Here is a 25,457-nt window from a genome sequence, read left to right as displayed (position 1 = left end):
CGATGGTGCCCTGGCTTTCGCCCGACGACCCGTTCCCGCCTGTCGAGCGCGCCCTTGGCGCGTCGAGCGGCGCGCCGGGCCTGCTTGCCGCAAGCGCCGACCTGCTGCCCGCGCGCCTCGTCGACGCCTATCGGCACGGCATTTTTCCGTGGTACTCGGACGGCCAGCCCGTGCTCTGGTGGAGCCCCGATCCGCGCATGATCCTGCGCCCCGACGAGTTCAAGGTCTCGCCCTCGTTCAAGAAAACGCTCAAGCGCGTGCTGCGCGACCCCGCGTGGGAAATCCGCGTCGACAACGATTTCGCCGCCGTGATGCGCGCCTGCGCGAACGCACCGCGCCGTGGCCAGCGCGGCACCTGGATCACCTCCGACGTGATCGACGCCTATTCGAGCCTGCATCGCATCGGTGACGCGCACAGTATCGAAGCGTGGCTCGACGGCCAGCGCGTGGGCGGCCTCTATGGCGTCTCGCTCGGCAAGATGTTTTTCGGCGAATCGATGTTCGCCTCCGTCACCGACGCCTCGAAGATCGCGCTCGCCGCGCTCGTCGCGCATCTGCGCCGCAACGGCGTCGAGCTGATCGACTGCCAGCAGAACACCGCGCATCTGGCTTCGCTGGGGGGGCGCGAAATCGGGCGCAAGGCATTCATCGCGCATGTGCGCGCGACGGTAGGCGCGGGCGCGTTCGGCTGGCGTTTCGATAAAAGCGTGCTCGCCGATTGGATCGGCCAGGGCCACGCCGACAACAGCGCCGTATCCGCGCTCTAGGACACGCGTCAGGGCAGCCCCACGCCCGTCGCCCATGCCCGGCGGCGCGCAATTCGATGGATGCGCGTCTGGCGTCGATGTTAGTATGCAAGGAGAAAACGTCGCATCCGCTGCGCGTGGCGCTGCGCGACGATCCGAACCGCAACGAGAGCTGCCAACGTGACGCATCCGAACGAGCTGCCGCTTTCACCGCTTTCCGCGCTGCAATTCTATGCAACGGCGCCCTACCCCTGCAGCTATCTGGAGGGGCGCATCGCGCGCTCGCAAGTGGCGACGCCCAGCCATCTCATCAATTCCGACGTCTACACCGATCTCGTGAAGGCGGGCTTCCGCCGCTCGGGCGTCTTCACCTACCGGCCCTATTGCGATGGCTGCCGCGCCTGCGTGCCGGTGCGCGTGCCGGTCGAGCGCTTCACGCCGAACCGCACCCAGCGCCGCACCTGGAAGCATCATGGCGAACTCGTGGCGACGGTCGCGCCGCTCCATTACGACGAGGCCCATTACGCGCTCTACATGCGCTACCAGTCGGCGCGGCACGCGGGCGGCGGCATGGACCGCGACAGCCGCGACCAGTACGAGCAGTTTTTGCTGCAAAGCCGGATCAACTCGCGCCTCGTGGAATTTCGCGAGCCCGATCCGCAGCGCCCCGACGAGCCCGGCACGCTGCGCATGGTGAGCATGATCGACATCCTCGGCGACGGGCTGTCCTCGGTCTACACCTTCTTTGAGCCCGACAGCCCGCACACGAGCTACGGCACCTACAACATCCTCTGGCAAATCGAGCAGGCGCGCAGTCTGCAACTGCCCTACGTCTATCTCGGGTACTGGATTCGCGAAAGCCCGAAAATGGCCTATAAAGCCCGCTTTCAGCCGCTCGAAGGCCTCTTCGACGGCGTCTGGTGCGCGCTCGGCTCCACGAGCGAAGCTGCCGCAAGCTAGCACGCGAGCGGCGCCAAGTTGATCTTCCCGTGCATGCGCGCGGCCCGCCGCCGTTTGCGGTAAATGGCGGGGGGGTGAACTGCGTGGTGAACTTTATCGCTAAAATAGCGGGTTCTCATTTTTTTGCGCCTGCGCCTTTTCCCCGTGTTCAGCACCCTTTACCCGCTCGTCCGCGACCGGCTCTTCCGCATGGACGCCGAAGACGCCCACCATCTCTCCCTGCGCATGATCGGCGCTGCGGGCCGTACGGGCATGGCGGGCCTCTTCGCGCCGCGCGTGCCCGACTCGCCGCGCACCGTCATGGGCCTCACGTTCCGCAATCCGGTAGGTCTCGCCGCGGGCCTCGACAAGGAAGGCGCCGCCATCGACGGATTCGCCGCGCTGGGCTTCGGCTTTATCGAAGTGGGCACGGTCACGCCGCGTCCGCAGCCGGGCAACCCGCGTCCGCGCATTTTCCGCCTGCCCGAGGCCGGCGGCATCATCAACCGGATGGGATTCAATAACCAGGGCGTCGAGCAGTTCGTGAAGAACGTGCAGGCCGCGCACTATCGCGGCATCCTCGGCCTGAACATCGGCAAGAACGCCGACACGCCGATCGAGCGCGCAGCCGACGACTACCTGTTCTGTCTCGAGCGCGTCTATCCGTTCGCGAGCTACGTGACGATCAACATCTCGTCGCCGAACACGAAGAATCTGCGCCAATTGCAGGGCGGCGGCGAGCTCGACGCGCTGCTCGCCGCGCTCAAGGACAAGCAGCAGCATCTCGCCGACATGCACGGCAAGCTCGTGCCGCTCGCGCTGAAGATCGCGCCGGATCTCGACGATGAGCAGATCAAGGAGATCGCCGACACACTCCTGCGCCACCAGATCGAAGGCGTGATCGCGACCAATACGACGCTTTCGCGCGCGGCGGTCGAGGGCCTGCCCAATGCCAACGAAACCGGCGGTCTCTCGGGCCGCCCGGTGTTCGAGGCTTCGAACGAGGTGATCCGCAAACTGCGCGCCGAACTCGGCGAGCAGGTGCCGATCATCGGCGTAGGCGGCATTTTCTCGGGCGAAGACGCGCGCGCGAAGATCGCTGCAGGGGCATCGCTCGTGCAGGTCTACACGGGTTTCATCTACCGCGGCCCGGCGCTCGTTGCCGAATGCGCGCGTGCGCTGGCCTCGGGTCGCGCGTGAGGCTATAGTTTCAGGCCATGTGCGGCGCATGGCGCGCATCGGGCCATGCACTCCGCTCCAGAAGACGGCCGGCCCGGGGAATCCCCGGGCTCGCTACAAAACCGCAGCAAAACAAGAGGAAAACAATGAAAGTCGCCTTGCTGAAAAAGCTCCTTGCGCTCGCACTCGCCGGCGCATCGTTCGTTGCAGCGAGCGCCCACGCCGATGACCTGCTCGACCAGGCGAAGGCGCGCGGCACGCTGCGCATCGGTCTCGAAGGCACGTTCCCGCCGTTCAACTCGAAGGCGCCTAGCGGCGAACTGGTGGGTTACGACGTCGACATCGCCAAGGCCGTGGCCGCGAAGTTGGGCCTGAAGCCCGAATTCGTCACGACCGAATGGAGCGGCATCATCGCGGGTCTGCAGGCCGGCAAATTCGACGTGATCGTCAACCAGGTGGGCGTCACCGACCAGCGCAAGGCCGTGCTCGACTTCTCGCCGGCCTACACGTACTCGGCCGCGCAGCTCATTCAGCGCAAGGACGATACGCGCCAGTTTACATCGCTCGAAGAACTGAAAGGCAAGAAGCTCGGCGTCGGTCTGGGCACCAACTACATGGACATGGCGAAGTCGGTGCCGGGCATCGACGTGAAGACCTATCCTGGTGCGCCGGAATACCTGCGCGACCTCGCAGCCGGACGTCTGGACGCGGCGCTCAACGACCGCCTGATGCTCGCCTACCTGCTGAAGAACTCGCAGCTGCCGCTGCGCACAGGCGCGATGGTCGGCGCCGGCAACCCGTCGGCCATTCCGTTCAGGAAGGGTAATCCGAAGTTCGCCAAAGCCATCGACGACGCCATGGCCCAACTCGAAGCCGACGGCACCTTCACGAAGATCTCGGACAAGTGGTTCGGCATCGACGTGACCAGGCCGATCACGAAGTAACGGCGTCAGTCGCGCGGGGCGGCGTCGCTGGGTGCCGCCCCATGTTTTTACGGCTCGCCCGGCGAGCGCTTCTCATCTGCGTCCTCCCATGCCCATCTACTCGCTCATCATCCAGTCGCTGCCCGTGCTCGCGCAGGGCGCGGTGCTGACGATCAAGTTCGCAGTCCTGTCAATGATCTTCGGGCTCATCGGCGGCGCGGTGCTCGCGCTCATGGGCATCAGCTCGAATCGTGCGCTCGTGTTCATTGCGCGCGTATACGTGAGCCTCATGCGCGGCACCCCGCTGCTCGTGCAGATCTTCGTGATTTACTACGGATTGCCGAGCATCGGCATCTCGCTCGACCCCACGCCTGCCGGCGTAATCGCGCTCTCCGCGAACGTCGCGGCCTATCTCTCCGAGAGCATGCGCGGCGCGATTCTCGGCATCCACAGCGGCCAGTGGCTCGCCGCCTATAGCTTGGGCCTCTCGCGGCGTCAGACGCTGCGCTACGTGATCGCGCCGCAGGCGCTGCGCATTGCGGTGCCGAGCCTCTCGAACAGCCTGATCAGCCTCATCAAGGACACTTCGCTCGTGTCGGTCATCACCGTGACCGAACTGCTGCGCAGCGCGCAGGAAATCATTGCTTCGACGTATCAGCCGCTGCCGCTCTATCTCGCGGCCGCCGCCGTCTACTGGGTGCTCTGCCAGGTGCTCGAGTGGATCCAGCACTGGTACGAAAAACGCCTCGCGTTGCCCGCGCGGCATTGAGCGGCACTAGCGTCACTCGCAGTCGAAACGCAAGCCGAGCGCCGCGCGAGCGGCATCGGCCATCGCGATCATGCGCCGCGAAGTCTCGTGCGGCATAACCGGGCTCTCCAGCGCGCCGGCGCGCAGCAACTCGCAAAAGTGCGCGGTTTCGTAGTTCAGGCCACCGCCTTCGAAGGGCTCGTCGAGTTCGGCCGTGCGGCCGTCGACATAGCGGATCGTCGCGCGCACCGGGTTCCACCAGTTCGCATGAATCGTCACGTGGCCGTTCGGTCCCGCCAGCAACGCATCGCCAAAACCATGCAGATCGAGCCCGCAAAAGAGTTGCGCGATACCGTTTTCATGCTGGCAATTGAGGCTTGCAAACGTATCCACGCCCGTGACGCCCAGGCGCCCGAAGGTCTGCACCTCGCGCGGCGCGCCTAGCCAGTCGACCGCGAGAAACATCTCGTACACGCCGATGTCGAGCAGCGCGCCGCCCGCGTGCTCGAACGAGAACGACGGATGGCCGGCAGGAACGTTGGCAACCGAGCAGCCCGCGCGCACGAGGCCCACGGGGCCGATGGGATCGGCTTGCAGATGCGCGCGCAAGGCGCGATAGAGCGGGTAGAACGGCGGCTTCATCGCCTCCATGAAGAGACGTTGCGAGCGCCGCGCGGCATCGAGCACGCGCTCGAGTTGCGCGGCGTTCACGGTCGCGGGCTTTTCGCAGAGCACGTGCAGGCCCGCGTCCAGCGCCGCGACCGCATAGTGCGCGTGGCTGTCCTGCAGCGTGGCAATGTAGACGGCGTCGACGCCGCTCGCGAGCAGCGCCTCGAAACTCGCGCACGCAGTGGCGCCGCACTCCTGCGCGAGCGCCTCGGCCGGCGCCACGCGGCGCGACCACACCGCGCCCACGCGCGCGCCTTGCACATGCGCCACGCCCTGCGTGAAACGCCGCGCAATGCGCCCCGCGCCCACGATGCCCCAGGTTATCGTGGCCGACGTGACACCATTACGGATTTCGCTGCGCTTGCCTGAATCGCCCATGCTTTGCCTCGTATCGCCGATTGCGTCGATTGCGTGATCTGCCTGCCGCGCGCCGTACACCGGCCGCAGCAAAGCAAAGATACGCACGATACGGGCTTGCGCGCGCGCAGGCAACCGCTCAGTTAACCGCTCAGTTAATTGCTCGTTTAACCGCTCATTTAATTGCTCAGTTAATCACCCGGCTAACCAACCAGGCAACGAACGAGCGCATCAGCGCGGCTCGACAGCCTCCGGCGAAAGCGAGCTGTGAAGCTCGTCGGCAGTCAGCTCGATCATGGCCGCCGCGGCCTTGCGCGCGTCTTCGGGCGCGCGTCGCTCGATCGCGTCGACCACGCTGCCGTGCGCGTTGACCACGTTGGTCCAGCCGTCCTCGCGCTGGCTCAGGATGGGCCCCACGAGCGTGAGCGCGCCGCGAATGATCGCCGCCATCTGCTGATAGAACTGATTGCCGCTCGCAGCGAGAATGCGCGTGTGCAGAAGCGTGTCGGCAGCTTCGCAACCGGCTTCGCCGGGACTCGTCTGGCGCAGCGCCTCGTAGGCTTCGCGAATGCCTGCGAGATCCGCTGCGCTCGCGCGCTCGGCTGCCAGCGCGCACGCGGCGGGCTCGATCAGCGCGCGGAACTCGATCACGTCGCGCAGAAAGTTCTTGTCCGGCTTCGCGCGAAAACGCCAGCTCACCACGTCTTCGTCGATCATGCGCCAGTCGCGCATGGGACGAATGCGCGTGCCGATCTTGGGCCGCACGTCGAGCATGTGGCGTGCGAGCAGCATGGACAGCGCTTCGCGCATGACCGTGCGGCTCACGTCAAACTCTTTGGACAGTACATCCTGCGGCGGCAGGATCGCGCCGTAACGTTCTTCGACGATGCCCGAAATAAGGCCATCCATGACCTTGCTCACGAGTGAGCGTTCCTTGTTCCCCAGTTCCATGACCCTTCCCCCCGATGCCGCGTAAGCGCGCCTGTTTGACGGTTGCTGCGTGGGCCCTCGTGCTTCGTCGAACTTAGTCGTAAGTTGCCATGCGAATTGCATGAACCGCCAGCCAGGATATCTCCTGACGCAAAGATGGCGCGGCAAACGCCCTGTCCGTACCCGCTTTTCCAGGCTCTCCCGAGTGTGTCCCGGGCGATCCCGTCAGGCCCTTTGATTTCCCGATTCTTGTGATTTGCAGTTTCCTGCCGTTGATTTGTAAGCAGTTTGTATGGATTTTCCCAGCTACTTTCTTTGCCACGCGAGCGCGTCTTCGTGCTCTCCCGCACGCCCGTACTGATCGTCGAAGCGCACGATGTCGTCTTCGCCGAGATAGCCGCCCGACTGCACCTCGATGATCTCGAGCGGCGTCTTGCCCGGGTTTTCGAGCCGGTGCTTCACGCCGAGCGGAATATAGGTGGACTCGTTCTCGGAGATCAGGAACACTTCGTCGCCGCGCGTCACACGGGCCGTGCCGCGCACGACGACCCAATGCTCGGCGCGGTGATGATGCATCTGCAACGAGAGCCGCCCGCCCGGCTTCACGACGATGCGCTTGACCTGGAAGCGCTCCCCGCGGTCGACCGAGTCATAACAGCCCCACGGCCGCTCGACGCGGCGATGATGCTGCGCCTCCTCGCCGTGTTGCGCCTTGAGCTTGCCGACGATCGCCTTCACGCTCTGCACGCGGTCCTTGGCCGCGACGAGCACGGCATCGGCGGTCTCCACCACCACCACGCCGTGCACGCCCACGCAGGCCACGAGCCGGCCATCGGAATGCGCGAAGCTCTCGGTCGAGTCTTCGAACAGCACGCGCCCGCGCGCGACATTGCCGCTCGCGTCCTTGTCGGAAACCTGCCAGACCGCATCCCACGCGCCAACGTCGGACCAGCCCGCCACGAGCGGCACGACCACGCCGGCGAGCAGCGCGTCGGCACCCACGGACTCCATCACCGCATAGTCGATCGAATCGGAGGGGCACGCGTCCAGCGCCGCCGCATCCAGATGAACCGCGCCGTCCGCGTCGACGCTCGCGCGCTCGAAGGCCTGCGCGCACTGCGCCGCGATGGCGGGCCGGCAGCGCGCGATGGCCGCGAGCCACACCGATGCGCGCACCACGAAAATGCCGCTGTTCCACCAGTAATCGCCCGACGCGACGTACCGCGCGGCAACCTCGGCATCGGGTTTCTCGACGAAGCGCTCGATGGAGCGCGCACCGCTCGCGCCAAGCGTCGCGCCAGCGCCGATGTAGCCATAGCCCGTCTCGACGCGTTGCGGCGGCACCCCGAGCGTGACGATCGCACCACGCGCTGCGTAGGTCACGGCGTCTTCCAGCGCCGCGGCAAACGCGGCCCGATCGGCAATCAGGTGATCCGCGGGCATGGCGACCAGGATCGGGTCGCTATCGTTTTGCGGCGCTTTTTCCGATGCTTTTGCCGACGCGGCGTCCGATACGGTTTCCGCCGCTGCCTGCTCCGCGCATGCGGCGAGCGCAGCCACGGTGAGTGCCGGCGCGGTGTTGCGCGCGACCGGCTCGAACACGACGCGTGCCGGCGTGCCGCTGCGGCCGAGCCGGTCGGCGGTCATATGGCGCAGATCCTCGCTGCTCACGACAAGCGGCGCGGCTTTGCGCACCGACGCGCCGCCACGCGCATACACACCATCGAGGCGGCGCACGGTGGCCTCGAGCAGCGACTCGCCATCGAGCAGGTCGATCAGCTGCTTGGGGCAATGTTCGCGCGAAAGCGGCCATAACCGCGTTCCCGAACCGCCGGCCAGCACAACGGGCTGAACGACGAGTGCGACTTCGGGTTCATTGGCCGCGGCAATCAAGCCGGCCTGCGTAACGACCTGGTTCATGCAGGAAGCTCCCCATTCGGATATCCAGTCCAGGGCAGGTGCGGCATCGCGTACTGCTTCGCGTGCGCCCCTGGGTATTTGGACTCCATTGGAGCAAAGCGCTGCAGGCGATTCTGTACGCATACCCACACTGACCGCGCGACTGGCGTGCAGTCGAGCAACGAGACATTTGTGCACGCATGTGCTGTGCGAGAGCGGCCGGGCATCCATGTTTCAGGAGCGAACATTTCCGCGCGGATCGCCTGCGGCGCAACACAACTGAATCAAATTCGAACGGTTCCCCGTGCGTTGAGAGCGCTCGGGCGCAGCCCTCGATCACGCGTGTTTCAGCATGGAGTCATTTTTGAACACGCCCCCTGGTGAGCCGAATAATCCAATAAATTCAATTGCTTGCAAAGTTACATCTAGTTACAAATGGCGCGTGCGGCGGCCGGAGTCGCCCTAAGCGTCGTACAGATTTGAAACAAAAACGGCGAGTTACCTGGGTGCGCTCACATCGTTGTGCCCGCAAAGCCGCACACATACGAGGTTTGCGCCGCTCTGGCACATCCCCTGCTTAGTGGGATGCGCCACACAGCGTGACGCATACAGCCGATATAGCGCACGCACTCGGGACTATGGGGCCGGCACGACGAGCCAATAGCCGCTACGGGAAGCGGCATACAAAAAGCGGTTCGACGACCGGAATGAAAAGACAAGGGGCGGTGAAAGCCGCTTCGCACGAGGACCAAATCATGTTGACCCTTCAATCGGATCTGCACGGCAACCATTTGCTCGGAGCACTGCCGTCGCACGAGTGGCAAGCACTCGCACCGCATCTCGAACTTGTCCATCTGCGCACCGAACAACTGCTCTGCGACTCCGGCCAGCGCATTCACCACGTCTACTTTCCGACCACGGCAATCATCTCCATGCTCTCGACGATGGAAGACGGCAGCTCCGTGGAGATCGCGGCGGTGGGCCGCGAAGGCATGACCGGCGTGCCCGTGCTCACGGGCGGCGAAACCATGCCCAATCGCGTGCAGGTGCAATGCACGGGCTTCGCGTATCGCATGAGCGCGCAAAGCCTCCGGCAGCAGTTCGCGCGCTCGGACTTCCTGCGCCGCCTCATGCTGCTCTACATGCACGCCCTGCTCACGCAAGTGGCGCAAACCGCGGCCTGCAACCGCCATCATTCGCTCAGCAGGCAGCTGTGCCGCTGGCTCCTGATCGAAGTGGACCGCGTAGCGTCGAACGACTTGACGGTCACGCAGCAGCTCATCGCCGACATGCTTGGCGTGCGCCGCGAGGGCATCACCGAAGCGGCCGGCAAGCTGCACAACGAAGGCCTGATCCATCACAGCCGCGGCCGCATCCGCGTGCTCGACCGCAAGGGCCTCGAAGCCCGCGCCTGCGAGTGCTACGGCCTCGTGCGCCGCGAGTTCGACCGCTTGCTGCCGCGCCTTCATCAAGCGGAAACCGTGGAATGAGCCGATCCCTGGACGTCATGACGAGACAGCTCCGCTTTCTCGTCATGACGGCTCGGGTCGCACAGCCTGCCCGCCTCGCTACATCATCAGGAACCCTGAACGATTATCGGACCCGCAGCACAGGAGCATGACGGCGCGCGCACCGCATAGCGGTGTTCGCGCCGCCGCTCGCTCGGGCGATCAGCCCTTGCGATAGTCGATGCGCTCGACGCCCGACTCGCCGCCGAGCAGGCACAGGTCGGCGCCGCGTGCCGCGAACAGGCCCACGGTCACGACACCGGGCCATGCGTTGACCTGCGCCTCGAGCGCGCGCGGGTCGCCGATGCGCAGGCCCTTCACATCGAGAATCTCGTTGCCGTTGTCGGTGATATAGGGCGTGCCGTCCGTCTGCACGCGCAGCACGGGCACGCCGCCGAGCGCCGTCACGCGGCGCCCGACGGCCGTGCGCGCCATCGGCACGACCTCGATGGGCAGCGGGAACTGGCCGAGCACGTCCACGCGCTTGCTTGCGTCAGCGATACACACGAACACCTCCGACACCGACGCGACGATCTTCTCGCGCGTAAGCGCCCCGCCGCCGCCCTTGATCATCGCGCCCGATGCGTCGATCTCGTCGGCGCCGTCCACATAGACGGGCAGCAATTCGATCTCGTTCAGGTCGAAGATCTTGAAGCCGTGCGCTTCGAGGCGCGCCGTGGTCGCGACCGAGCTCGATACGGCCCCGCGATAGCGGCCTTTGCTGGCAGCCAGCGCGTCGATGAAACAGTTCGCGGTCGAGCCGGTGCCGACGCCAATCACGGCGCCTTCCGGCACATGCGCGTTGACATAGTCTGCGGCGGCCTGGCCGACCAGTTTCTTGAGTTCGTCTTGAGTCATGATGGGGAACTGCCCGAGGAAGGAAAACGCGGAAAACGCATAGTTTACCGGAGTTGCGTGCCGCCGCTGGGGCGACCACGCACGCTGCGCGCCGATGCACGACGTCTCGCGCGCCGCACGCATGTCGCGCCGCGCATTCAAGGCGCCGTTTCGCTCACGCCGGCCGGCGCCGGTACCGTCCGGTCGACGTATTTGTCTAGCAGCGCCTGCGCGATCGCATCGGTTTCCGCGTCGGGCGTGCCCGAGTAGTCGCGTGGCCGGAAGTGCATCTGGAAGGCCGCGAACACGCGCCGCGTGCGCGCGTCGAGCACGCCGTCGGTTGCGACCTCGTAGCCATAGCGCGCAAGCTTTGTCTGCAGGCCGAGCACGTCGGCCGGCGCGTCGGGGGCGCGGCCCGCGAGCTCGGCCTTCACGGTCGCATCGTCGGGCCATGCGCCCACGCCCGCCTCGTAAAGCGGCTTCCACGGGAACAGCGGGCCCGGATCGATCTTGCGCTGAGGAGCGATATCGCTATGGCCCACCACGCGCGTGGGTGCAATGCCGTAGCGCGCGACGATGTCCTTCGAGAGCGCGATGATCGCCGCGACCTGCTCGGGTGGCCAGGGCGCCCACTCGCGTGGCGGCGACTCTTCCGGCGTGGCTTGCGACGTGGCTTGCGAGTCTGTGAGCGGCCCCGAATTGACGTTTTCGATGCCGATCGAAGCCGCGTTGAGCTCGGTCGTGCCCTGCCATTCGCTCGCGCCCGCATGCCAGGCGCGCTGTACTTCGGGCACGAGTTGCAGCACGACGGGCTTGCCGTCGCGCAGCGGCGGATGCACGGGAACGAGGTAATGGGCACTCACGTTCTCGCGCGTCAGCTCTTCGAGCGCGGTGGGTTCATCGCCCTGCGTATAGTGCTCCACGAGGAAGCGGATGCGCGAGTCCGCGCTGCGCGCGTGATATTGCGTGTCGGCGACGTAGCCGCCGCGATCGACCATCGTGGCGGGCGCGCACGCGGCGAGCGCAAGCGCCGCGAACGCCGCCACGCCGAGTCTCGACTTGCGCAGGAAGCGCATGCGCGGCACGCGTCAGCGCGCGACCGAACGTTGACGCACCGCCTCGAACAGGCACACGCCCGAAGCAACGGAAACGTTCAGGCTCTCGACCGTGCCCGCCATCGGAATGTGCATGACCTCGTCGCAGGTTTCGCGCGTGAGGCGGCGCATGCCCTCGCCTTCGGCACCCATCACAAGCGCGACGGGGCCGTCGAGCTTCGTCTCGTACAGGCTCGCGCTCGCGTCGCCCGCTGTGCCGACCACCCATACGCCGGCGTCCTTCAGCTCGCGCAGCGCGCGCGCAAGGTTCGTGACGGTGATATACGGAATCGTATCGGCCGCGCCGCTCGCAACCTTCGCAGCGGTGGCGTTCAGGCCCACGGCGCGGTCGCGCGGCGCGATCACGGCGTGCGCGCCGGCTGCATCGGCCACGCGCAGACATGCGCCGAGGTTGTGCGGATCGGTCACGCCGTCGAGCACGAGCAGCAGCGGCGAGCCCTGGATGCCGTCGAGCAGCTCGGCCAGGTTCTGCGCGAGCGGCAGATCGTGCACGCGCGCGACCACGCCCTGATGGCGCTCCGTGCGAGCGAGCCCCCACAGGCGCGTCTCGTCCGCGGCGATGATGCGCACGCCCGCTTCCTTTGCGGCGTGCAGGAAATCCTGCATGCGGCGGTCACGCCGCGTCGTGTCGTAATAGACATCCTCGACCGTGGACGCGTCGTGCCGCAAGCGTGCGGTCACCGCATGAAACCCGTAAAGAACCTTGAGACGTGACATGACTGGATACAACCCCTGATGAACGGTTCGCGGCGCACAGGACCTGCGGCCTCGTGCCTTGAGTCTCGCATTGCGAGCCTCGTGCCGCGAACGACTGTGATTCTGCCGGCCGACGCGCGGTCCGGGTACGCCCTGCCTGCGTCGATGGCCGTCTAGATGGCCGCCTCGGCGCAAGGCCCGGCGTGACTGTTAAACGTGCGCGCGCCGCGCGGCATTCGCAGCGCGGCGCATGGTTGCTGCCGATGCTGCACGCCTCGCGCGCAGCCCGGCTTTAGCGCTTCTTGCGCGATACCGGCTTCTTCGCCGCCGACTTCGACGCCGCGCGCTTCTTCGCGGTCTTCGCCGCGCTGCGCGCCGCGCGCGCTTCCTTCACGGCCGCGCTCTGCGCCGGCGCGGCCTTCTTGCGCCGGACGTCGCCGCTCTGGCCACCCTGGCCGCCTTGACCGCCCATGCCCTGCGGCAGCGAACGCACGCGCGGACCGCCCTCCTGCGGCCCGCCACGTTCCTGCTGGCCTTGCCCGCCGCGATTCAGAGCGGGCTTGACCGGCGTATCGCGCACGAGACGGAAATCGATCTTGCGCGCATCGAGATCGACGCGGCTCACCTGCACGCGCACGCGGTCCGAAAGACGGTAGCGGATGCCGGTGCGCTCGCCGCGCAGCTCGTTCTTGATGTCGTCGTACTGGAAATAGTCCGAGCCCAGTTCCGTCACATGCACGAGACCTTCGATGAACAGCGAATCGAGCTGCACGAAAATGCCGAACGACGTCACGCCGCTCACCATGCCGCCATATTCCTCGCCGAGCTTGTCGCGCATGAAGTAGCACTTGAGCCACGCCTCGACGTCGCGCGAGGCTTCATCGGCACGGCGCTCGTTGGCCGAGCAGTGCAAGCCGAGCTCTTCCCAGATTGCCGTATTCGCGCCGCGTGCACGCTTGCCGCGCTTCGCCTCGTCCTCGGCCTGCATCGCGCGGGCGCGCGGCGAAAGGGCCGTGTTGAGCTCGACGCCTTCGGGCGCCGCCGGCTGATACTTCTTGCCCTGCAGGATCGCGTAGATCGAGCGGTGCGTGAGCAGGTCGGGATAGCGGCGGATCGGGCTCGTGAAGTGCGCGTAGGCCTCGTAAGCGAGGCCGAAGTGGCCGATGTTGTCCGGGCTGTAGACGGCCTGCTGCATCGAGCGCAGCAGCATCGTTTGCAGCATCTGCGCATCGGGCCGGTCGCGGATGTGCGCCATCAGCGCCGCATAGTCGCTCGCGTGAGGCGTGTCGCCGCCGCCCAGCGAAAGACCCATGCCGCGCAGGAAGGTGCGCAGGTTCTCGAGCTTTTCCGCGCTCGGCCCCGCGTGCACCCGGTACAGGCCCGGATGCTTGTTGCGCTTCATGAAGTCCGCCGCGCAAACGTTGGCCGCAAGCATGCACTCTTCGATCAGCTTGTGCGCGTCGTTGCGCTGGCGCGGCACGATCTGCTCGATCTTGCCCTGCGCGTTGCAGACGATATAGGTCTCGGTCGTGTCGAAGTCGATCGCGCCGCGCTTCTGGCGCGCCGCGAAAAGCGCCTTGTAGACGCCGTAGAGGTTCTGCAGATGCGGCATCAGCGCGGCGCGCCGCGTCGCCTCCGGCCCCTTGGTGTTCTTGAGCACCGCGGCGACCTCGGTATACGTGAGGCGCGCCGCCGAATGCATCACACCCGGGTAGAACTGATACGCCTTGATCTCGCCGCGAGCGGTGATGACCATATCGCACACGAGCACGCAGCGGTCCACATGCGGATTGAGCGAGCAAAGGCCATTCGAGAGCTTCTCCGGCAACATCGGAATCACGCGGCGCGGGAAGTACACCGAGGTGCTGCGCTCGATGGCGTCCACATCGAGCCCGCCGCCCGGCTGCACATAGTGCGAGACGTCGGCGATGGCCACGAGCAAGCGGAAGCCGTCGCCGCGCCCGACCTTCATCGGTTCGCAGTAAACGGCGTCGTCGAAGTCGCGCGCATCTTCGCCGTCGATGGTGACGAGCGGCACGTCGCGCAAATCGATGCGATATCGGATATCGGCGGGACGCACGGCATCGGGCAGCTTCGCGGCCTCATCGAGCGCGGGCTTGCTGAACTCGTGCGGCACGCCGTACTTGCGCACGGCGATCTCGATCTCCATGCCGGGATCGTCGATGTCGCCGAGCACTTCCAGCACGCGGCCGAGCGGCTGCGAGTGGCGGCTCGGGAAGTCGGTGAGTTCGACGACCACTACTTGCCCGACCTTGGCCTTCTTCGCATTTTGCGTGACGAGAATGTCGTGGCCGATGCGCTTGTCTTCGGGCGCGACGATGAGCGCGCCGTTTTCATTGAGCAGCCGCCCGATCACGCTGCGGTTCGCGCGGTCCGTGACCTCGACGATATGCCCTTCCGGACGCCCGCGGCGGTCATAGCCGACGATGCGCGCGAGCACGCGGTCGTTGTGCATGACCTTCTGCATCTCGCCTTGCGGCAGGAACAGGTCGTCCTGGCCGTCGTCGCGCACGAGGAAGCCGTAGCCGTCACGATGGCCCTGAACACGGCCCGCAACGAAGTTGGAAGGATGCGCAAGCTGATAATGGCCGCGCGAATCGAGCCGGATCTGCCCGTCGCGCTCCATCGCGGCGAGCCGCCTGAAAAACCCTTCACGCTCCTGGCGCTTGATGGCGAGAGCCTCGGCGATATCGTTCGCGGTACAGGGCGATTCGCTGGTCCGCAGCACGCCGAGAATCTCCTCGCGGCTGGGAATCGGATAGGGATATTTGCTCAAGGGCTTATCGATGGTTGTTCTCGTGGCGTGGACATCGGATAGTGCGCGGACACGGGAAATCATGCCGCGCCCGGTCTTGCTGCGAGGCATTCTAACACCCGAGCCGCGCCCGGCAATTCAGCGTGGAAGCTTGCGGACGCCCGCTGCACGCGCCTCGCGCGCCGGACTCACGGCCAGCGCCGACGCGGCACTTTTTTCTCGGATTTTCTCAAAAGGGCCTTGACAGGTCCTGCAGACACGCTAGAATCTCGTTCTCTGCTGCACGACAAGCGCAGCAGCAAGTAGTAAGCGACACCTTGCCCAGGTGGCGGAATTGGTAGACGCACCAGGTTCAGGTCCTGGCGGTGGCAACACTGTGGAGGTTCGAGTCCTCTCTTGGGCACCAAGATTCAGAAAAGCCGGCTTTATGCCGGCTTTTTTCGTTTCCGTGCGGCTCCGCTGGCGGTGAGAGCCGCAGCATGCTGCGCCGAATGTTTCGCGGCTTCCCGCGCAGATGCAGATCTTTCGCGATGTGAAGATTTTTTGAAAACATTGGTTGACAGGGTCCGCGAACACGCTATAATCGCTGTCTAGCTTGAAGACGTGCCCAGGTGGCGGAATTGGTAGACGCACCAGGTTCAGGTCCTGGCGGTGGCAACACTGTGGAGGTTCGAGTCCTCTCCTGGGCACCACGCTTCTTCAAGTCACGGCTTCATCGAAAAAGCCCGCAAATTGCGGGCTTTTTTGTTTTTGCGCGACTGAAACGCGCCCGCTATCGGCGATCAGTACGGCAAGGCAATCACGGCCCCGGCCAATCCAGCAGCCCGATCCTGAATTCAACAAGGCTGCTCTCGATCGCCGGTACTGGATCTCCGGAGTGAGCGCCGCCCCGCAGCATATGCATGACCAGCCTATCGTGCAGTTCGGGATCGGCCAGAATGCGGGCGATCTGTTGCCTGCTTCGCGCCGACGCGATGGACGCGATATCCATTCCGAGCAATCTCGGACCAGCGCGCTCGAACGCATAATCGCAAGCCGCCAGTAGCGGCAACTCCTCCCCATAAAGCCTGTCGGCGTTGCCGGCAGTCGCATAGTTTTCGAGCAGATACCGGAAATCCACCGCGTCTTTCGGATTGGACTGCCCACGGTCCAGCCACGCGATCAGCTTCGTCATCACGAGACCCGGTATCGACGCAACGCGAATCTCGCATCGGTCCGCAATGCGCACGGTCACCGCGCTATCCAGCGCTTCGGCGTAGCCCGCCACGTTCATCACAATTGCCATGTCCGGCGGCCACGCCACTTGCGACGGAGAGATCTCGACACCGCCGAACGGGACCAGATCCACCGGAAAGCCTTCGCCAACCGGCGGCGAATAATGAAGCCGATGCACAATCTTCCCGTCCGGGCGGAACGCCGGCTCCCCAAGCAGCGCGGTTCGCAACGCTTCGAATGCAGGCCAACTCTCGATGGCCATTGCGAAATCGATGTCGGGACTGGCGCGGTTGAGCGGGAATCCATGCAGGTGGTACATCAGAATATCCCTCGCAGTCGCACCGACAACGAAGTACTGCAGGTTCGACAGCCGCGCCACGCGATCCATGGCCGACAACACTGTCTGCTTTCCCGCCGGGAGTGGCGTCTTAAGATATACGACCGTCATTCGCCCCGCTCCATTGATCGCGAATCAACGCCGCTGCCTCCGCATTACGGGGCTCTCTCGTGCGCAGGAGATCCGCGTACACGAGCAAAAGCGGCGCCGTCAGCTGCGCCGTCCGTGCGTCGTCGAGATGCCAGAAGGCATCGACAATTTCCAGGCTGCCCGCGGGATCGGCACGCAAGCGGTGTTGCTTCGCCAGCGCCATCATGACAGCCGGTCTCGCTGCCGGTTCGACATATAGTGTCTGCGAGGCCGGCCGAAGCTGTCCGGTCAGTTTGGCGGCAGCGACTTCTCCACTCCACCAGGCTTGCCCGGCAGGAAGTTCCGCGCGCTGCCACCACGAAGGATCATCGACCGCAAACCGTTGTACGCTGAGCTTCGGCAGCAGGCGCAGCGGATAATTGATCGTCCACTCTTCCCTCAGCGCGTCAGGATCGAGCAATCGCCGGTCCTCCGTGCCGGCCAGCAAGCCGCGTTCACGCAGGTCATCGAACACGCCGCCGACCGTGCCAAGCGCCACCCCTGCCGACGACGCGATTTCCCGGTATGGACGGTTGATGAGTTCCGGAGCGGAAAGCAACACAAAAATCATCTTGAGCGCGGAAGCACTCGCGGAGATCGCAGGTTTTCCTGATCTCGAGACGAAACGCCTGATGTCCGGATTCGCCGGCCGGCCTGTGACGAGAATGTACTGGCCGGGACCACGCACATAAAGATTACCGACGAGGTCGATGAACTGCAGGCCTTGTTCGACGCACTCGTCCGCTAATGCAGGCGTCAGCCAGGAAGTGGCCAGAAGGATCGGAAGATCGGCAGTGGCACTTTGGGCCACGACGGTCCTCACCTCCTCCCGCGTTCGTATCCGGGTGCGAGCAGCGAGCATGTAGGGTTGCGGAGCGCCGTTCACCTCCAGCGTAACCTTCACTTCTCTGGCCGGCGCAGCGCTGCGGGCTGTCGGGCCGAAGTCGATTACCCGCAGCGGAATACCCAGACGCCCGGTGGCCCCGTTGACGAGCCGCCTGAGCAGCGCCTCGGTTGGACGATCAAAATTCGGGAGACCATGCTGGTTGCCGTCGTTCATAAATCTCGCTTGTTCAAAAACAATGAACACGCCAGCATTATGAACAGAAACCACGAGATGTTCAATTTTTTCCTCCGTTCATACTTCATGAACAACATCCATGATTGAACGAACGCGCGTCACCCTGAAACATCTCGTTATGTTTAATGGTATACATTGACCAGAAACCCGGGGATGCCTGAGGCGCATCGTCGGCACGAGATCACGCCCGCGACAGGGAGAAGGAATGGAAATCGTCGTTATCGCCGCGATCGTCGCCATGGGCTTCGGCGCCGCAGTGACGTGGTTGATCGCGACCCGATTGCCAGCCGAGTGGATCGAGCGCGGCCAGACCGAAGGACGCTACGCGGCGTTATCCACGACGGACGACACCGAAGAGGCGCCCGAGCTGCCCCGCATGCAGGCACACACCGATGCCCGCCGGGTGCGCCGCGCACGCGTACGTGCGCTGCCAGCGGCGGCGCTCATGCGCAGGCTGCGCACGCACCCGGGCGGCGGCGCGCAGGGGTGCGAAGCCCCTCATCCGGATAGCGCGCGCCGCCCGCCCCGATAACGATTTAACTACTCGCCCGTACCCAGCGGATTGCGGACGAACGCTGTTTCGACATGCCCCGCAGGCTTGGCCGACTGGAAGATCCAGCGCCGCCGCATCGGTTGCAACACCACCTTCGCGCACACCCCCGCCATCATCGCGATACACGCCGCGAATTCGAACACCATGTTCCAGCCGCCGTGCACCGCGAGCAGCGTGGCCACCGGCACCATCAGCGCGGCAGTCCCCTTGGCCGTATAGAGCGTGCCGGCGTTGCCCGCCGCGTCGCGCGCGCCGAAGGTGTCCGCGCAGGTTGCCGGGAAGTTCGAGAAGATGTCGCCGTAAAACAGGAACACGAGCCCCGAAAACAGGATGAAGAGATACGGGTCGTGGCCGAAGTAGCGCAGGCCGAGCAACGCGAGCCCTTCGCCGATGAAAGTGATGAACATCGTGTTCTCACGCCCGATCCGGTCCGAAATGAGCCCGCACAGCGGCCGCGTGAAGCCGTTGCAGAGATTGTTGATCGACAGTGTCATTGTCAGCAGCGGCAGCGTCATGCTCATGAACGCCACCGGCATCGAGGCGAAACCGTACGATTTGGCGATCGGCCCGATCTGCGCGGTCGCGATGATGCCGCCCGTGGCCACGCACACGAACATCGCGTACATCACCCAGAACAGCGGCGCGCGGATCATCTGCCGCGTCGTGTAGTCGGTCTTCGTGGCCACCACGCGCTGCACGCCGGCCGCATGCGCGGGCGGCTTCGGGCGCACCATCACGAGCGCGAGCGCCATGATGCACACGCCCTGCAGCAAACCGAAAAAAACGAAGGCCGTCTCGTAGCCCGAATGCTGGATCATGCGCGCGATCGGAATGACGGTGAGCGCCGCGCCCGCGCCAAAACCCGCCGCCGTCGTGCCCGCAGCGAGCCCGCGCCGGTCCGGAAACCATTTGAGCGCCGTGCCCACGCACGTGCCGTACACGCATCCCGCACCGATGCCCGAAATCACCGCCGCCACATAGAGCACCGGCAGCGCCGGCGCCCACGCGTCGAGCATCCAGCCGAGCGCCACGCAGCACGCGCCGCCCATCACGACCGGGCGCGGGCCGAAGCGGTCCACGAGCCAGCCCTCCACGGGAACGAGCCACGTCTCCGTCACGATGAACAGCGAGAACGCGAGCTGAATGGCGGCCTGCCCCCAGTGGTGCTTCGAATCCATCGGCACTACGAACAATGTCCACGCATACTGCAGATTGGCGACTAGCCCCATGCAGGCTACACCGGCCGCGAGTTGCACCCAGCGGTTGTGCCGCCGCGCCGTATAAGGGGCGTCGATGCGATCGGTTTGTGCCACGTTTGTCTCTCTCCGTACATTGCATTGATGAGCCGCCGGATCCGGCGGTCTCGCGCGCAGCGCGGTCTTGCCCGGGTTTACCCGGGTCTCGCCGCCCCGCGCGCTACTCCTGCATCAGGCCGTTTCTAGCTGCCTGAGCAATGCATCGACACTACCCTTTGCGTCGCCGAACAGCATTCGGGTGTTCTCCTTATAAAAGAGCGGATTGTCGACGCCCGCGTAGCCCGTCGCCATGCTGCGCTTGGAAACCACAACGGTGCGCGCCTTCCACACCTCGAGCACCGGCATCCCGGCGATCGGGCTGCCCGCATCCTCCTGCGCGCCCGGATTGACGATATCGTTCGCGCCGATCACGAGCACGACGTCGGTATTCGTGAAGTCCTCGTTGATTTCGTCCATTTCGAGCACGATGTCGTAGGGCACCTTCGCCTCGGCGAGCAGCACGTTCATATGGCCCGGCAAGCGCCCGGCAACTGGATGGATGCCAAAACGCACCCGTACGCCCTGCGCACGCAGCCTGCGCGTGATTTCGCTGATCGTGCTTTGCGCCTGGGCAACGGCCATGCCATAACCGGGCACGATCACGACCTCGGCGGCATCGCGCAGCAGCGCGCCCACTTCGTCCACGGAAGTCGCCACCACTTCGCCCTGCGGCGCGGCGCTCGACGTGCTGGCCACGGCACCAAAACCGCCGAGAATCACCGAGACGAAGCTGCGGTTCATCGCGCGGCACATGATGTAGCTGAGGATCGCGCCGCTCGAGCCCACCAGCGCGCCGGTCGTCACCAGCAGGTCGTTATCGAGCATGAAGCCGGTCGCCGCGGCCGCCCAGCCCGAATAGCTGTTGAGCATGGACACCACTACGGGCATGTCCGCGCCGCCGATCGCCATCACGAGATGCACGCCCAGCACCGCCGCAATCGCGCACATCGAGATGAGCGCGGGGAGCGCATTCGGGCCCTCCGGTGCGCCCACGAAGACAAGCCCAAGCCCGATGCAAACCGCGAGCGCCACCGCGTTCATCAGATGCCGGCCGGGCAGCACGAGCGGCTTGCCGCCCACCGTGCCCTGCAGCTTGAGAAACGCCACGATCGAACCGCTGAACGTTACGGTGCCGATGAACGCGCCGATATAGATCTCGGTGTCGTGAATTCCTCGCTCGACGGCGCTCGCGGCGGCGGCCGGCGAGAGAAAGCTCGCGACCGCGATGAGCGTCGCCGCAAGGCCGACGAAGCTGTGCAGCACGGCCACGAGTTGCGGCATTTGCGTCATTTCCACGCGTCTGGCCAGCACGGCGCCGATGCCGCCGCCCACCAGCGCCGCGCCGAGCGCTACTTCGAGCCCCGCCCCGCCCGTGACGAGTAGCGTCGCAATGACCGCGATCGCCATCCCGCAGATGCCGAAAAGATTGCCTCGCCGGGCGCTAGCCGGATGACTCAGCCCGCGCAGGCTGAGAATGAAGAGCGTGGCCGAACCGAGCCACGCCATATTGCCGATTCCACTAAGCATGACGTCGCCTCCTCAGGTCCGTTGAAACATTTTCAGCATGCGCTGGGTCACGAGGAACCCGCCTGCAATGTTGATCGTCGCAACCAGCAGCGCGACGCCCGCGAGCACTTTCACGACCATCGCCGTATCCGCGCCATTGGGATGCAGCAGCGCGCCGATCACGATGATCCCGCTGATGGCGTTGGTCACGCTCATGAGCGGCGTGTGCAGCGCCGGCGTCACATTCCAGACCACCTGATAGCCCACGAAAACGGCCAGTACGAACACCGTGAAATGCGCCACGAACGCGCTCGGCGCCACCGCGCCGAGAGCGAGCAACGCCACGGCCGCCAGCACCAGCATGACCAGCGGCCATGCCCTGCGGCTACGCGTTTCGGCGGCAGCCGATCCAGCCGCACCGTGCGCCTGCTGCACGGGCTTCGCCCCGTTCGCGGCCGACGCGGCTTGCGCGGCCGGCGCGACAGCCGCCGTCGGCACCGGCGGCGCGGGCCAGCAGAGCTTGCCCTGCTCCATGACCGTGGTGCCCCGCTGCACGACATCGTCCATGTCGAGCTTTAGTTCGCCATCCTTAAGAGGCGTGAGATCGGTCAGCAGATGGCGCAGGTTCGTCGCATAGAGCTGGCTCGACTGATTCGCCATGCGGCTCGGCAGATCGGTATAGCCGATCAACGTCACGCCATGCGCATGCACCACTTCGCCCGCGCGCGTGAGCGCGCAATTGCCGCCCTGCTCCGCAGCCATATCGACGATCACGCTGCCCGCGCGCATGCACGCGACCATCTCTTCGTCGATCAGGCACGGTGCGGGCTTGCCCGGGATCAGCGCGGTCGTGACGATGATGTCCACCTCGCTCGCCTGGGCCTTGAACAGCGCCATCTCGGCTTCGATGAACTTCGCGCTCATCACCTTCGCGTAGCCGCCACCGCCGCCGCCTTCCTCCTCCACGTCCACGCTCAGGAACTCGGCGCCCATGCTCTCGATCTGCTGCCCGACCTCGGGCCGCGTATCGAATGCGCGCACGATGGCCCCAAGCCCGCGCGCTGCGCCGATGGCCGCGAGACCGGCCACACCCGCGCCGATCACGAGCACCTTGGCGGGCGGCATCTTGCCCGCCGCCGTGATCTGCCCGGTGAAAATGCGCCCGAAATGCTGCGCGGCCTCGATCACGGCGCGATAACCGGCCATGTTCGCCATCGAGCTCAGCGCGTCGAGCTTTTGCGCGCGAGAGATGCGCGGCACGCAGTCCATCGCGAGCACCGTCACGCCGCGCGTGGCGAGCACCTCGAGCAGCGCCCCGCTCTGCGCGGGCCAGATGAAACTGATGAGCGTCGCGCCGGTCTTCAGGCGCTGCGCCTCTTCGAGCGACGGCGGGCGCACCTTGAACACGATGTCGGCGTTGGACCACAGTTCGAGCGGATCGTCGACAACGCATGCACCGGCCGCGCGATACGCTTCGTCGCTATACGAAGCGAGCTCGCCCGCGCCCGCCTCGATCTCGATCTCGTAGCCAAGCTTGATCAGTTGTGCGACGCTTTCCGGCGTGGCCGCCACGCGGCGTTCGTTTTCGAATATTTCGCGGGGCACCGCAATGGTCATTGCCATGGCGAACCTCCGCGCACGAATGAAGCGCAAATACCGGCGCGGCGATGCGGCGGCGCGCAAAGTCCCCTGGCGCGCCGAGGGCGTGGCCATGTCGTCATGAAACGTCTCCTGCTGGATGTTGGAATTCCTGGCGCGCGCCGCTGCCTGCGCGGCGCGCCGCCTCGCTGTGCGTCCCTATGCGTTGTTACGCGTCTTCACGTGTAGCCGGACCGCTAGCGCGGCGGATTGACTGTCTCGAGATAGCCGAGCATTGCAAGCGCCGCCTTGCGGGCGCCTGCTATGGCGGCGGCCTCACTGGCGAAAACGGTCTCGTCGGCGACTCGCTGCTCGGGGAGCACGGCGGCGCACCCCGTTTGTTCGCCGCGCCCGCCGTGCGGATCGTGGATAGCGGCGAACGCCGCCCAGCCACCGTTGTGTATGAATTGACGGGCCGAGAGTTCGACCTCGTAATGACCGAGTTTTTCCGTATGCATCGAAGCGCTCCGTGCGAACCTTGAGGTCGGGCGATATACGGCCAGCCCGCAGGCTGGCTCACTGGCTCAGGACTGCTGCGCCTGGGTCTGGGCTTGGGCTTCGAGCTCGGTAATGCGCTTGCGCAGATTGCGCTCTTCCTGGAAGCGCGCGGTCTCGTCGCGAATCACGGCGACGATGCCCGTGATCTCGCCTTGCTGGCCGTGCAGCAACGCGACGGTAAACGCGATCGACAGCGCGCGACCGTCCTTGTCGACGGCGGGCACGCGCAGCACGTCGTTGCCGTAGCGCGTCTGCCCCGACGCCATCGTCTTGTGATAACCGTCCCAGTGACGGCCGCGCAGCCGCTCGGGAATGATCAGATCGAGCGTCTTGCCAAGCGCCTCCTCGCGCGTATAGCCGAACATGCGCGTAGCGGCGGGATTCCAGTACGTGATGTCGCCGGCGGCGTCCGAGATGACGATGGCGTCGCCGATAGCGTCGGCAAGCTGGGCGAAATCGATGGCGGTTGACATGGTGCTTGACCTGATAGGAGCTAAGTGGGGAAAGGGTTGAGTCGCCGGAGCGCGGCGCGCACGCCCCTCATGCGCGCGCCGCGCTCCGCTGGCCTGCGGAGCGTCCCGTACCTCAGACCGCGCGCGTCTCGTGCAGCGCCGCGATCTGCTGCGGCGTGTAGCCAAGACCCGCGAGCACCTCATCCGTATGCTCGCCGAGCAGCGGCGAACCCGTGATTTCCGGCTTCAGGTCCGAGAACTTGATCGGGCTGCCCACGGTGAGATACGTGCCGCGCTCTTTGTGCGGGACTTCGACGATAGTACCGCTCTCGCGCAGCGACGGGTCATTGGCGATTTCCTTCATGCTGAGCACCGGTGCGCACGGGATATCGAACTTGCGCAGAATATCGACGGCCTCGAACTTGGTCTTGTCGGCGAGCCACTCCTCGATCGTCGCGAAGATGTCGAAGATATGCGGCTGGCGCGCCTGGGCCGTCATGTAGTTCGGATCGCTGATCCACTCGGGCTTGCCGATCGCGCGGCAGATCGGCTCCCATGCATGGCCTTGCACCGTGAAGTAGATATACGCGTTCGGATCGGTTTCCCAGCCCTTGCACTTGAGCACCCAGCCCGGCTGGCCGCCGCCGCCCGCGTTGCCGCCACGGGGCACCACATCGCTGAAAGTGCCGTGCGGATACTGCGGATACTCCTCCAGATAGCCCACGCGATCCAGACGCTGCTGGTCGCGCAGCTTCACGCGGCACAGGTTGATCACGCTGTCCTGCATCGAGACGGCCACCTTCTGGCCCTTGCCGGTCTTTTCACGGCCGATCAGCGCCGTGAGAATGCCGATGGCCAGATGCATGCCCGTGTTGCTGTCGCCGAGCGCCGCTGCGCTGACCGTGGGCGGGCCGTCCCAGAAGCCCGTGGTCGAAGCCGCGCCGCCCGCGCACTGCGCGACGTTCTCGTAGACCTTGAGGTCGTCGTAGTGGTGGCCTTCACTGAAGCCCTTCACCGAAGCGACGATCATCTTCGGGTTGAGCTCCTTGATGCGCTCCCACGTGAAGCCCATGCGATCGAGCGCGCCCGGGCCGAAGTTTTCCACCATCACGTCCGACTCGCGAATCAGCTTCTCTAGCACTTCCTTGCCTTCCGGCTTCTTGGTGTCGAGCGTGAGCGAGCGCTTGTTGCTGTTGAGCATCGTGAAGTACAGCGCGTCCGCTTCGGGAATGTCGCGCAGCTGCGAGCGCGTCACGTCACCGGCGCCCGGGCGCTCCACCTTGATCACGTCCGCGCCGAACCACGCGAGCATTTGCGTGCATGCGGGGCCCGCCTGTACGTGCGTGAAGTCGATGATCTTGATGCCGTCGAGGGGTTTGCTCATGTCTTGGCTCCTGATGAATGTGTCCTGTGATGTGTCCTGGGAGACTC

The 25,457-nt window shown here is 65.4% G+C and carries 22 protein-coding genes and 2 tRNA genes; 9 read left to right on the top strand and 15 right to left on the bottom strand.

Annotated features, from left to right (window positions below; translation table 11 throughout):
- Nucleotides 1-2: 2 nt before the first annotated feature.
- The 5 genes from aat (at nucleotide 3) to PWP93_RS04650 (ending at nucleotide 4,556) form a co-directional block, all read left to right on the top strand.
- Nucleotides 3-767 carry a leucyl/phenylalanyl-tRNA--protein transferase gene (gene aat / locus PWP93_RS04670; RefSeq protein ID WP_421043643.1) on the top strand — a complete coding sequence of 255 codons (765 nt, stop codon included), beginning with the start codon at nucleotides 3-5 and terminating at the stop codon, nucleotides 765-767.
- Nucleotides 768-926: 159 nt separating this feature from the next.
- On the top strand, nucleotides 927-1,706 hold the full coding sequence (locus PWP93_RS04665) for an arginyltransferase (protein ID WP_421043642.1): 780 nt from the start codon (nucleotides 927-929) through the stop codon (nucleotides 1,704-1,706).
- A 144-nt stretch (nucleotides 1,707-1,850) separates the two neighbouring features.
- Nucleotides 1,851-2,885 carry a quinone-dependent dihydroorotate dehydrogenase gene (locus PWP93_RS04660; RefSeq protein ID WP_421043641.1) on the top strand — a complete coding sequence of 345 codons (1,035 nt, stop codon included), beginning with the start codon at nucleotides 1,851-1,853 and terminating at the stop codon, nucleotides 2,883-2,885.
- A 125-nt stretch (nucleotides 2,886-3,010) separates the two neighbouring features.
- The gene (locus PWP93_RS04655) at nucleotides 3,011-3,808 is read left to right on the top strand and encodes a cystine ABC transporter substrate-binding protein (RefSeq protein WP_421043640.1); all 798 of its coding nucleotides are present in this window, start codon (nucleotides 3,011-3,013) and stop codon (nucleotides 3,806-3,808) included.
- 88 nt (nucleotides 3,809-3,896) lie between these two features.
- Nucleotides 3,897-4,556 carry an amino acid ABC transporter permease gene (locus PWP93_RS04650; RefSeq protein ID WP_421043639.1) on the top strand — a complete coding sequence of 220 codons (660 nt, stop codon included), beginning with the start codon at nucleotides 3,897-3,899 and terminating at the stop codon, nucleotides 4,554-4,556.
- Between the two features lie 12 nt (nucleotides 4,557-4,568).
- Here PWP93_RS04650 and PWP93_RS04645 read toward each other — a convergent pair whose 3' ends face one another.
- From PWP93_RS04645 to PWP93_RS04635, 3 genes are all read right to left on the bottom strand, one after another.
- Entirely contained in the window at nucleotides 4,569-5,582 is a 1,014-nt protein-coding gene (locus PWP93_RS04645; RefSeq protein WP_421043638.1) for a Gfo/Idh/MocA family protein, read from the bottom strand.
- Nucleotides 5,583-5,792: 210 nt separating this feature from the next.
- Entirely contained in the window at nucleotides 5,793-6,512 is a 720-nt protein-coding gene (locus PWP93_RS04640) for a FadR/GntR family transcriptional regulator (protein WP_421043637.1), read from the bottom strand.
- A 285-nt stretch (nucleotides 6,513-6,797) separates the two neighbouring features.
- Nucleotides 6,798-8,411, bottom strand: coding sequence for a mannose-1-phosphate guanylyltransferase/mannose-6-phosphate isomerase (locus tag PWP93_RS04635; protein WP_421024140.1), 1,614 nt, complete (start codon nucleotides 8,409-8,411; stop codon nucleotides 6,798-6,800).
- A 734-nt stretch (nucleotides 8,412-9,145) separates the two neighbouring features.
- On the opposite strand from PWP93_RS04635, the gene PWP93_RS04630 reads away from it, so the two are divergent.
- The gene (locus tag PWP93_RS04630; RefSeq protein WP_421024141.1) at nucleotides 9,146-9,880 is read left to right on the top strand and encodes a Crp/Fnr family transcriptional regulator; all 735 of its coding nucleotides are present in this window, start codon (nucleotides 9,146-9,148) and stop codon (nucleotides 9,878-9,880) included.
- Between the two features lie 180 nt (nucleotides 9,881-10,060).
- Here the strand turns inward: PWP93_RS04630 and rpiA are convergent, their stop codons facing one another.
- The 4 genes from rpiA to rnr all read right to left on the bottom strand — a co-directional run bounded on the left by rpiA (nucleotide 10,061) and on the right by rnr (nucleotide 15,406).
- Complete coding sequence (rpiA, locus tag PWP93_RS04625) at nucleotides 10,061-10,756, bottom strand: ribose-5-phosphate isomerase RpiA (protein ID WP_421043636.1); 696 nt, start codon at nucleotides 10,754-10,756, stop codon at nucleotides 10,061-10,063.
- A 137-nt stretch (nucleotides 10,757-10,893) separates the two neighbouring features.
- A complete protein-coding gene (locus tag PWP93_RS04620) occupies nucleotides 10,894-11,811 on the bottom strand; it encodes an N-acetylmuramoyl-L-alanine amidase (protein ID WP_421043635.1) in 918 nt (305 codons plus the stop codon).
- Nucleotides 11,812-11,823: 12 nt separating this feature from the next.
- Nucleotides 11,824-12,567 carry a 23S rRNA (guanosine(2251)-2'-O)-methyltransferase RlmB gene (gene rlmB / locus PWP93_RS04615; RefSeq protein ID WP_421043634.1) on the bottom strand — a complete coding sequence of 248 codons (744 nt, stop codon included), beginning with the start codon at nucleotides 12,565-12,567 and terminating at the stop codon, nucleotides 11,824-11,826.
- Between the two features lie 271 nt (nucleotides 12,568-12,838).
- Complete coding sequence (gene rnr, locus PWP93_RS04610) at nucleotides 12,839-15,406, bottom strand: ribonuclease R (protein WP_421043633.1); 2,568 nt, start codon at nucleotides 15,404-15,406, stop codon at nucleotides 12,839-12,841.
- 235 nt (nucleotides 15,407-15,641) lie between these two features.
- Here rnr and PWP93_RS04605 point away from each other — a divergent pair.
- Together PWP93_RS04605 and PWP93_RS04600 are read left to right on the top strand one after the other, a co-directional pair.
- Nucleotides 15,642-15,728, top strand: a tRNA-Leu gene (locus tag PWP93_RS04605).
- Between the two features lie 199 nt (nucleotides 15,729-15,927).
- A tRNA-Leu gene (locus PWP93_RS04600) sits at nucleotides 15,928-16,014 on the top strand.
- Between the two features lie 107 nt (nucleotides 16,015-16,121).
- Here PWP93_RS04600 and PWP93_RS04595 read toward each other — a convergent pair.
- Together PWP93_RS04595 and PWP93_RS04590 are read right to left on the bottom strand one after the other, a co-directional pair.
- Nucleotides 16,122-16,985, bottom strand: coding sequence for a nucleotidyl transferase AbiEii/AbiGii toxin family protein (locus PWP93_RS04595; protein ID WP_421043632.1), 864 nt, complete (start codon nucleotides 16,983-16,985; stop codon nucleotides 16,122-16,124).
- On the bottom strand, nucleotides 16,966-18,063 hold the full coding sequence (locus PWP93_RS04590) for a type IV toxin-antitoxin system AbiEi family antitoxin (RefSeq protein WP_421043631.1): 1,098 nt from the start codon (nucleotides 18,061-18,063) through the stop codon (nucleotides 16,966-16,968). Before PWP93_RS04590 ends, PWP93_RS04595 begins: the two co-directional genes overlap by 20 nt.
- A gap of 226 nt (nucleotides 18,064-18,289) precedes the next feature.
- Between PWP93_RS04590 and PWP93_RS04585 the strand changes: the two genes are divergently transcribed.
- Complete coding sequence (locus PWP93_RS04585) at nucleotides 18,290-18,616, top strand: hypothetical protein (protein WP_421043630.1); 327 nt, start codon at nucleotides 18,290-18,292, stop codon at nucleotides 18,614-18,616.
- Between the two features lie 8 nt (nucleotides 18,617-18,624).
- Here PWP93_RS04585 and oxlT read toward each other — a convergent pair whose 3' ends face one another.
- The 6 genes from oxlT to frc all read right to left on the bottom strand — a co-directional run bounded on the left by oxlT (nucleotide 18,625) and on the right by frc (nucleotide 25,410).
- The gene (gene oxlT, locus PWP93_RS04580; RefSeq protein WP_421043629.1) at nucleotides 18,625-19,950 is read right to left on the bottom strand and encodes an oxalate/formate MFS antiporter; all 1,326 of its coding nucleotides are present in this window, start codon (nucleotides 19,948-19,950) and stop codon (nucleotides 18,625-18,627) included.
- A 114-nt stretch (nucleotides 19,951-20,064) separates the two neighbouring features.
- Nucleotides 20,065-21,459, bottom strand: coding sequence for an NAD(P)(+) transhydrogenase (Re/Si-specific) subunit beta (locus PWP93_RS04575; RefSeq protein WP_421043628.1), 1,395 nt, complete (start codon nucleotides 21,457-21,459; stop codon nucleotides 20,065-20,067).
- Between the two features lie 12 nt (nucleotides 21,460-21,471).
- The gene (locus tag PWP93_RS04570) at nucleotides 21,472-23,061 is read right to left on the bottom strand and encodes a Re/Si-specific NAD(P)(+) transhydrogenase subunit alpha (protein ID WP_421043627.1); all 1,590 of its coding nucleotides are present in this window, start codon (nucleotides 23,059-23,061) and stop codon (nucleotides 21,472-21,474) included.
- 212 nt (nucleotides 23,062-23,273) lie between these two features.
- Nucleotides 23,274-23,534: a hypothetical protein gene (locus tag PWP93_RS04565; protein WP_421043626.1), complete on the bottom strand. Its 261-nt coding sequence runs from the start codon at nucleotides 23,532-23,534 to the stop codon at nucleotides 23,274-23,276.
- Nucleotides 23,535-23,600: 66 nt separating this feature from the next.
- Complete coding sequence (locus PWP93_RS04560; protein ID WP_421043625.1) at nucleotides 23,601-24,047, bottom strand: PAS domain-containing protein; 447 nt, start codon at nucleotides 24,045-24,047, stop codon at nucleotides 23,601-23,603.
- Between the two features lie 112 nt (nucleotides 24,048-24,159).
- The gene (gene frc, locus PWP93_RS04555; RefSeq protein WP_421024155.1) at nucleotides 24,160-25,410 is read right to left on the bottom strand and encodes a formyl-CoA transferase; all 1,251 of its coding nucleotides are present in this window, start codon (nucleotides 25,408-25,410) and stop codon (nucleotides 24,160-24,162) included.
- Between the last annotated feature and the right edge of the window lie 47 nt (nucleotides 25,411-25,457).

This window comes from Paraburkholderia sp. A1RI-2L (genome assembly GCF_048957375.1).
Taxonomy (GTDB): domain Bacteria; phylum Pseudomonadota; class Gammaproteobacteria; order Burkholderiales; family Burkholderiaceae; genus Paraburkholderia.
This window is presented reverse-complemented; position numbering and strand designations above follow the sequence as displayed.

Coding starts and splice junctions, on each gene's coding strand:
- PWP93_RS04590 (WP_421043631.1), bottom strand. CDS start 18,063: ATGAACGACGGCAACCAGCATGGTCTCCCGAATTTTGATCGTCCAACC.
- PWP93_RS04640 (WP_421043637.1), bottom strand. CDS start 6,512: ATGGAACTGGGGAACAAGGAACGCTCACTCGTGAGCAAGGTCATGGAT.
- PWP93_RS04655 (WP_421043640.1), top strand. CDS start 3,011: ATGAAAGTCGCCTTGCTGAAAAAGCTCCTTGCGCTCGCACTCGCCGGC.
- rlmB (WP_421043634.1), bottom strand. CDS start 12,567: ATGTCACGTCTCAAGGTTCTTTACGGGTTTCATGCGGTGACCGCACGC.
- PWP93_RS04650 (WP_421043639.1), top strand. CDS start 3,897: ATGCCCATCTACTCGCTCATCATCCAGTCGCTGCCCGTGCTCGCGCAG.
- aat (WP_421043643.1), top strand. CDS start 3: ATGGTGCCCTGGCTTTCGCCCGACGACCCGTTCCCGCCTGTCGAGCGC.
- PWP93_RS04645 (WP_421043638.1), bottom strand. CDS start 5,582: ATGGGCGATTCAGGCAAGCGCAGCGAAATCCGTAATGGTGTCACGTCG.
- rnr (WP_421043633.1), bottom strand. CDS start 15,406: ATGATTTCCCGTGTCCGCGCACTATCCGATGTCCACGCCACGAGAACA.
- PWP93_RS04620 (WP_421043635.1), bottom strand. CDS start 11,811: ATGCGCTTCCTGCGCAAGTCGAGACTCGGCGTGGCGGCGTTCGCGGCG.
- frc (WP_421024155.1), bottom strand. CDS start 25,410: ATGAGCAAACCCCTCGACGGCATCAAGATCATCGACTTCACGCACGTA.
- PWP93_RS04595 (WP_421043632.1), bottom strand. CDS start 16,985: ATGACGGTCGTATATCTTAAGACGCCACTCCCGGCGGGAAAGCAGACA.
- PWP93_RS04565 (WP_421043626.1), bottom strand. CDS start 23,534: ATGCATACGGAAAAACTCGGTCATTACGAGGTCGAACTCTCGGCCCGT.
- PWP93_RS04635 (WP_421024140.1), bottom strand. CDS start 8,411: ATGAACCAGGTCGTTACGCAGGCCGGCTTGATTGCCGCGGCCAATGAA.
- PWP93_RS04585 (WP_421043630.1), top strand. CDS start 18,290: ATGGAAATCGTCGTTATCGCCGCGATCGTCGCCATGGGCTTCGGCGCC.
- PWP93_RS04570 (WP_421043627.1), bottom strand. CDS start 23,061: ATGGCAATGACCATTGCGGTGCCCCGCGAAATATTCGAAAACGAACGC.
- PWP93_RS04575 (WP_421043628.1), bottom strand. CDS start 21,459: ATGCTTAGTGGAATCGGCAATATGGCGTGGCTCGGTTCGGCCACGCTC.
- PWP93_RS04630 (WP_421024141.1), top strand. CDS start 9,146: ATGTTGACCCTTCAATCGGATCTGCACGGCAACCATTTGCTCGGAGCA.
- PWP93_RS04560 (WP_421043625.1), bottom strand. CDS start 24,047: ATGTCAACCGCCATCGATTTCGCCCAGCTTGCCGACGCTATCGGCGAC.
- rpiA (WP_421043636.1), bottom strand. CDS start 10,756: ATGACTCAAGACGAACTCAAGAAACTGGTCGGCCAGGCCGCCGCAGAC.